General features: G+C 65.5%; 6 protein-coding genes. 2 read left to right on the top strand and 4 right to left on the bottom strand.

What is annotated here, in order from left to right; all coding sequences use genetic code 11:
- From ABS88_RS22730 to mutM, 4 genes are all read right to left on the bottom strand, one after another.
- On the bottom strand, positions 1-663 hold a 663-nt coding region (locus tag ABS88_RS22730), incomplete at its 3' end, for an AMP-binding protein (protein WP_286750667.1).
- A gap of 195 nt (positions 664-858) precedes the next feature.
- Positions 859-2229 (bottom strand): chromosomal replication initiator protein DnaA, encoded by a 1371-nt coding sequence (dnaA, locus tag ABS88_RS22725; protein WP_502686179.1) that lies wholly within the window; start codon positions 2227-2229, stop codon positions 859-861.
- Positions 2230-2732: 503 nt separating this feature from the next.
- Positions 2733-2996 carry a 30S ribosomal protein S20 gene (rpsT, locus tag ABS88_RS22720; protein WP_003048739.1) on the bottom strand — a complete coding sequence of 88 codons (264 nt, stop codon included), beginning with the start codon at positions 2994-2996 and terminating at the stop codon, positions 2733-2735.
- A gap of 197 nt (positions 2997-3193) precedes the next feature.
- The gene (mutM, locus tag ABS88_RS22715) at positions 3194-4006 is read right to left on the bottom strand and encodes a bifunctional DNA-formamidopyrimidine glycosylase/DNA-(apurinic or apyrimidinic site) lyase (RefSeq protein ID WP_086457445.1); all 813 of its coding nucleotides are present in this window, start codon (positions 4004-4006) and stop codon (positions 3194-3196) included.
- A gap of 92 nt (positions 4007-4098) precedes the next feature.
- Here mutM and ABS88_RS22710 point away from each other — a divergent pair, with 92 nt between their 5' ends.
- Positions 4099-4836: a class I SAM-dependent methyltransferase gene (locus tag ABS88_RS22710; protein WP_062764412.1), complete on the top strand. Its 738-nt coding sequence runs from the start codon at positions 4099-4101 to the stop codon at positions 4834-4836.
- Between the two features lie 142 nt (positions 4837-4978).
- The coding region (ubiB, locus tag ABS88_RS22705; RefSeq protein ID WP_286750665.1) for a 2-polyprenylphenol 6-hydroxylase at positions 4979-6243 on the top strand (1265 nt) is incomplete at its 3' end.

Below are 6243 nucleotides of genomic sequence, written 5' to 3'. Positions count from 1 at the left end.
GCCGCCAAGCCGGTGGATCGTCATCGACCAGCGGAGCGGCGCGGCGTGATAGAGCGGCGCGGGCGAAAGATAGATGCTGTCGGCGTTGATCCCGAACGCGGCCGAAGCGAGCATCACCAGACTGTTCGGCGCGTCGATCTCCTCCTCTTCGGGGAGCGGCACCTTGACCCCCTTGGGCCGGCCGGTCGTCCCCGACGAATAGAGCATGTCGACCCCGGCGCGTTCGTCGGCGATACGCGTCGCGGGCATCGCGGCCAGCGCGTCCTCGATTCGGGTCCATCCGTCAATCGCACCGCCCATCGAATAGCGTTCGATCCGGGTTTCGAGCTGGAGCGCCGCGGATGCGAGGCTGGCCGAGACGACGAGCATCTTCGCGCCCGAATTTTCAAGGATATAGTCGGTCTCGTCCTGCGTCAGCCGCGACGAAATGCAGACATAGCGCAGCCCCGCGCGCTGTGCCCCCCAGGTCAGCCCATAATAATGCGGCGTGTTTTCCAGCATGAAAGCAACGACATCGTCATGCTTCAGCCTATGACTGCGAAACAGCTGCGCAGCGCGGTTCGACGCTGCGTCGAGTTCGGCATAGCTGACCGTCTCGCCGGTTTCGGCGACGATTACCGCGGGTTTGTCGGGCGAACTGGCAGCATGAACAGACGGGTGCATCGGGCATCTTCTCCAAGGGGCTTTTGGTTTCTTTATGTCCCGCGATCAGTAGCAAGCTGAAACTTTCGGTCAAGCCGCCGTAGGGTGAAGACCCTAGGATATGCCGATGTCAAAAATGGGCGCAGTTTCGCGGCGGCCGAAGCGCCTGCCGATCCCGGCAAAAGTCCGGGGATAAGCCCGGTATAAGTCTGTGGATCAGTTGTTGAGGCTGCGCCGGATCGCGGCGATTTCGGCGTCGAGTTCGCTGTCGGTCACGCGCAGCGCCTCGACCGTGCGGACCGCGTGGATCACCGTCGAATGGTCGCGTCCGCCAAAGCGGCGGCCGATCTCGGGATAGGAGCGCGGCGTCAGTTCCTTGGCGAGATACATCGCGACCTGGCGCGGGCGCGCGACCGCGCGGACGCGGCGTTTCGACGCCATTTCGGCCTTGTCGAGGCGGTAATGGGCACAGACCGCACGCTGGATTTCCTCGATCGTGATCCGCGGGCGCGCGCTGCGGACATTTTCGGCGAGCCGATCTTCGGCGAGCGCCAGATCGACCCTGGCGCCGGTCAGCGCGGCATAGGCGAGCAGCTTGTTGAGCGCGCCTTCGAGTTCGCGGATGTTGCGCGTGAAATGGCGGACCAGATAGGCGACGACGTCGTCGGGCACTTCGACCATCGGCATGGCGGCAAGGCGCTGGCGGATGATGCGTTCGCGCAGATCGTCCTCGGGCGCCTCGATATCGGCGACAAGCCCGCCCGACAGGCGCGACAGCAGCCGCGCCTCGACCCCGTCGAGCATCGCGGGCGGCCGGTCGGCGGTGACGACGAGCCGCTTGCCCGCGGTCATCAGGTCGTCGATCGTGTGGAGCAGCTCTTCCTGCGTCGAATTCTTGCCGATCACGAACTGCAGATCGTCGAGGAGCAGCAGGTCGGCAGCGCGGAGCCGCGCCTTGAACGCCATCATGTCGCCGCCGCGCATCGCGCCGACGAATTCGAGCATGAATTTTTCCGCCGACATCAGAATGATGGTCGCGGTCGGGTGCGCGGCGGCATAGTCCTGTGCGATCGCCTGCAGGAGATGCGTCTTGCCCTGCCCGGTACCCGAGCAGAGATAGAGCGGGTTGAACTGCGGCGCTTCCACCATCGCCATGCGCCGCGCCGCATTGGCGGCGAGAATGTTCGAGCGCGCGACGACGAAGCGGTCGAAACAGAGCCGCGGATCGAAGCCGAGCAGCGCGGGATTGGCGGCGGGCACGGCAGCCGGTGCTGACGCCTCGAAGCTCGGCAGCGGCGCCGAGGCGAGCACGGTCGCCCGCTCGGCAGCGGCGACTCCGCCGCGCACCGACACGCTGCGCACCGCGGGCAGCAGCTGGCGCCACGCCAGTTCGAGGCGCTCGCCGAATCGTTCGTTGATCCAGTTGGCCGAAAAGCGGCTCGCGGTTTCCAGCGTCACGACGCCCGACAGGGTGCAATATTCGGCGAAACGGACGGGCTTCAGCCAATGATCGAAGGTGCGCACGCCCAGATCGCGGCGCAGCCCTTCGGCCACGCGCGGCCAAAGCGTCGCGGCATCGGCGTTCATCGCTTCCATGCCTGCCTTGTCGTCACGCCTGTCCCCGCTTTGCACCACAATCCATGCCCCCGATATGCCCCCACGGCGGCCCGATCGCCCCGCAGCCCACCACATGCCGATCCGGGCGCCCACGCCGGGGCGCAAGCATCCTGTCCCGGGCGCGCAGCCCGAAGCTTTCCGAATCATGTCGATGTGGCGGCCGCCGGCGAAGGCCAACGACGCCTTTTTCTAGGCAGGGGGAGACGAGTCGATCAAGGGTGCGGAGCGTAAAAAATCTGAAATAAAATTCTTGACTCGCAAGGGGGCGCGGAAACGCGTTGGAGGGCAATATTTCTTATATTTTTCAGATATTTAATGAGACGTGAAAACGTCATGGTAAACGAATCGCGATAAATCCGTCACTTACCGCGCTGCAACAGCTTTGCCATCGCGCTGTAACAAAAAAGGACCCGCGGGCACTTGGCCGGCGGGTCCTTTTTTGTGCCCTTTCGGGACGGTGCGGCGTGCGCGGATCAGGCGATCGCGTTCACGCTCTTGGTCAGGCGCGAATATTTGCGCGCAACCGTGTTCTTGTGGAGGACGCCCTTGGCAACGCCGCGCGCCATTTCGGGCTGCGCCGCTGCGAGCGCTGCAGTCGCGGCGGCCTTGTCGCCGGCGGCAACCGCGTTTTCGACCTTCTTCACGAGCGTGCGGATGCGCGACACGCGATTCTTGTTGATCAGCGTGCGCGCGCTGTTGCGACGGATGCGCTTTTTTGCCTGCGGCGTATTGGCCATAAGTTCCTCAAAATATCCAATCGGTTCAACGGTCGGAGCACAGCAGCAGCGGAGCAGCCGAATCGCGCGTGGACGGCGAATCAATGTCCGGATGCGGCCGGTTCCGGTTGACCGGACCCTGCTCGAAGGGTGGGCCCATAGCCAGCATGCCTCCGAAGGTCAACGCTTTTCGCTGGAAAAGCGGCATCCGATCACGCTCACCGCTGGCATTTGGGGCAATAGAAGGTGGACCGCCCCGACTGGACGATCCGCACGATCGTGCCGCCGCATTCGCAGCGCTCGCCCTCGCGGCCATAGACGCGCCAATCCTTGGCGAAATAGCCGAGGTCGCCTTCGGGACTGAGGAAATCGCGCAAGGTCGAACCGCCGGCAGCGATCGCCGCCGCCAGCACCGCCTTGATCGCCGGCACCAGTGCGCCGAGCTTTGCCCGCGACACGTCGGCCGCGGCGCGGGTCGGCGCGATTCGCGCCATGTTGAGCGCCTCGCACACATAGATGTTGCCGAGTCCCGCGACGATCGTCTGGTCGAGCAGCATCGCCTTGATCGGCGCGCGGCGGCCGGCGAGCGCGCTGGCCAGATAGGCGGCGTCGAAATCGTCCGACAGCGGCTCCGGCCCCAGCGTGACGAAAGCGGGAAAGATCGCGAGCGGGTCGCCATTCACAAGATCGACCGACCCGAACCGCCGCGGATCATGGAGGAACAGGCGGTGTCCGGCGCCGGTTTCGAGCAGCAGATGATCGTGCTTGCCCGCCTCGCCGCCCTCGGTGCGCCAGCGCCCCGACATGCCGAGATGGAAGATCATATGGTCGTCGCGGTCGGTCGAGACGATGCCATATTTAGCGCGCCGCGCGAGATGGGTGACCGTCGCCCCGGTCAGCCGCTGCGCAAGATCGGCGGGAAAGGGGCGCCGCAGATCGGGGCGGAAGGTGCTGACCGTGACGAGCCGCTGCCCCTCGAGAAAGGGCGCGAGGCCGCGCACGGTGGTTTCGACTTCGGGAAGCTCGGGCATTTCGCGCCAGCGGTATCTGGCATTTGCGCGCGCGGCAAGGCCCGGCTAAAGGCGCTGCTGAAACAGGCTTTCCCCGCAAAGGCGCGCACCCGATGACCACCCCCGACACCGTCAGCTTCGGCTATGAACAGGTCCCGGCGACCGCGAAGACCGCGATGGTCGGCGAGGTGTTCAGCCGCGTTGCGCGCAAATATGACATCATGAACGACGCGATGTCGGGCGGGATGCACCGGCTGTGGAAGGACCGCTTTGTCCGGCGCGTCAAGCCGCGCGCGGGCGAAGCGATCCTCGACATGGCGGGCGGCACGGGCGACATCGCCTTTCGCATGGAGCCGTCGGGCGCGAGCATCACGGTCGCCGATATCAATCCCGACATGCTGGGCGTCGGCATGGAACGCGCGGCGGAGCGCGGCATCGACACGCTGGTATGGTCCGAACAAAATGCCGAAAAGCTGAGCTTTCCCGACCAGTTTTTCGACGCCTATACGATCGCCTTCGGCATCCGCAACGTGACCGACATTCCCGCCGCGCTGAAAGAGGCGCACCGCGTTCTGCGCTATGGCGGGCGCTTTTTCTGCCTCGAATTTTCGACCAACGAATGGCCCGGCTTTGCGCAGGTCTATGACGCCTATTCGCACCATCTGGTGCCCAAGCTCGGCAAGCTGATCGCCGACGATGAAGACAGCTATCGCTATCTGATCGAATCGATCCGCCGCTTCCCGCCGATGCCGCGTTTTGCGCAGATGATTCGCGATGCGGGCTTTACCGCGGTGAAGGTCGAACCGATTCTGGGCGGACTGGTCGCGATCCATAGCGGGTGGAAGGCGTGAGATCGGTAAGCGAAACCACCCCCTCCCGCTCGCGGGAGGGGCAGCGAGACTTGCCAGCTTACTGGCTAGTCGCAGCGGGGTGGGCAACGTCGCCGTTGCTGGCCCACCCCCACCCCCTCCCGCAAGCGGGAGGGGAGCCAAGGTGACCCGACCCGTCACCCATATTGCCCGCCTGCTGAAGTGGGGCCGCATCCTGGCGCGCCACGGCGCGCTGCGCGGGATCGAGACCGCGCCGCAGACGCCGCCGGGGGTCAAGCGGCTGTGCCGCATCGCACGGCTTGGCACGATCCAGCCCAAGGTGCCCGATTATGCCGCCGCCTTCCAGGCGATCGGGCCGGCGGCGGTCAAGCTGGGCCAGACGCTCGCGACGCGTCCCGATCTGGTCGGCGAAGAGGCGGCGCGCAACCTGCTGACCCTGCAGGACGCGCTCGCGCCCGTGGCCTTTGCCCGCATCCGTGCCGAGATCGAGGCGACGTTCGAGGCACCGCTCGAAAGCCTGTACAGCGAATTCGATCCCGAACCCGTCGGTTCGGCCTCGATCGCGCAGGTTCACCGCGCGGTGACCACCGACGGCCGGCAGGTCGCGGTCAAGGTTCGCCGCCCCGGCATCGACAAGCAGTTCGCGCGCGACATCGAAACCTATGAATGGGCCGCCGCGCACCTCGAGGCACTGGGCGGCGAAGCCGCACGGCTGCGGCCGCGGCAGGTGATCGCCAATTTCCGCCGCTGGACGCTGCGCGAGCTCGACCTGCGCCGCGAAGCGGCGTCGGCGTCCGAACTGCGCGAGGCAATGGCGGCCGAGCCGACCTACGAAGTGCCCGCGATCGACTGGGACCGCACCGCGTCGCGCGTCATGACGCTCGACTGGATCGACGGGATCAAGATTTCGCACCGCGAGGCGCTGGTCGCGGCGGGGCACGATATGGAAAAGCTGGCGACCAATCTGGTCCACGCCTTTCTGCGGCAGGCGATCGCCGAGGGGTTCTTCCACGCCGACATGCACCAGGGCAATTTGTTCGTGAAGGCCGACGGGACGATCGCGGCGGTCGATTTCGGTATCATGGGGCGGATCAACCGGCAGGCGCGCTACTGGCTCGCCGAGATCCTCTATGGGCTGACCACAGGCAATTACCGCCGCGTCGCCGAAATCCATTTCGAGGCGCAATATGTCCCCGACTATCACAGCGTCGAGGAATTCGCGACGGCGCTGCGCGCGGTCGGCGAGCCGATGCGCGGAAAACCGGTGAGCGAGCTGTCGGTCGGGCAGATGCTCGACGGACTGTTTGCGATCACCCGCGACTTCGACATGCAGACCCAGCCGCATCTGCTGCTGCTGCAAAAGACGATGGTGATGGTCGAGGGCGTGGCCACGATGCTCAACCCGCGGATCAACATGTGGGATGTATC

This window comes from Sphingopyxis sp. SCN 67-31, assembly GCF_001725095.1.
Note: the sequence above shows the minus strand (reverse complement) of the source record. Positions and strands in the feature narration are given on the sequence as shown.

Coding starts and splice junctions, on each gene's coding strand:
- dnaA (WP_502686179.1), bottom strand. CDS start 2,229: ATGAACGCCGATGCCGCGACGCTTTGGCCGCGCGTGGCCGAAGGGCTG.
- rpsT (WP_003048739.1), bottom strand. CDS start 2,996: ATGGCCAATACGCCGCAGGCAAAAAAGCGCATCCGTCGCAACAGCGCG.
- mutM (WP_086457445.1), bottom strand. CDS start 4,006: ATGCCCGAGCTTCCCGAAGTCGAAACCACCGTGCGCGGCCTCGCGCCC.
- ABS88_RS22710 (WP_062764412.1), top strand. CDS start 4,099: ATGACCACCCCCGACACCGTCAGCTTCGGCTATGAACAGGTCCCGGCG.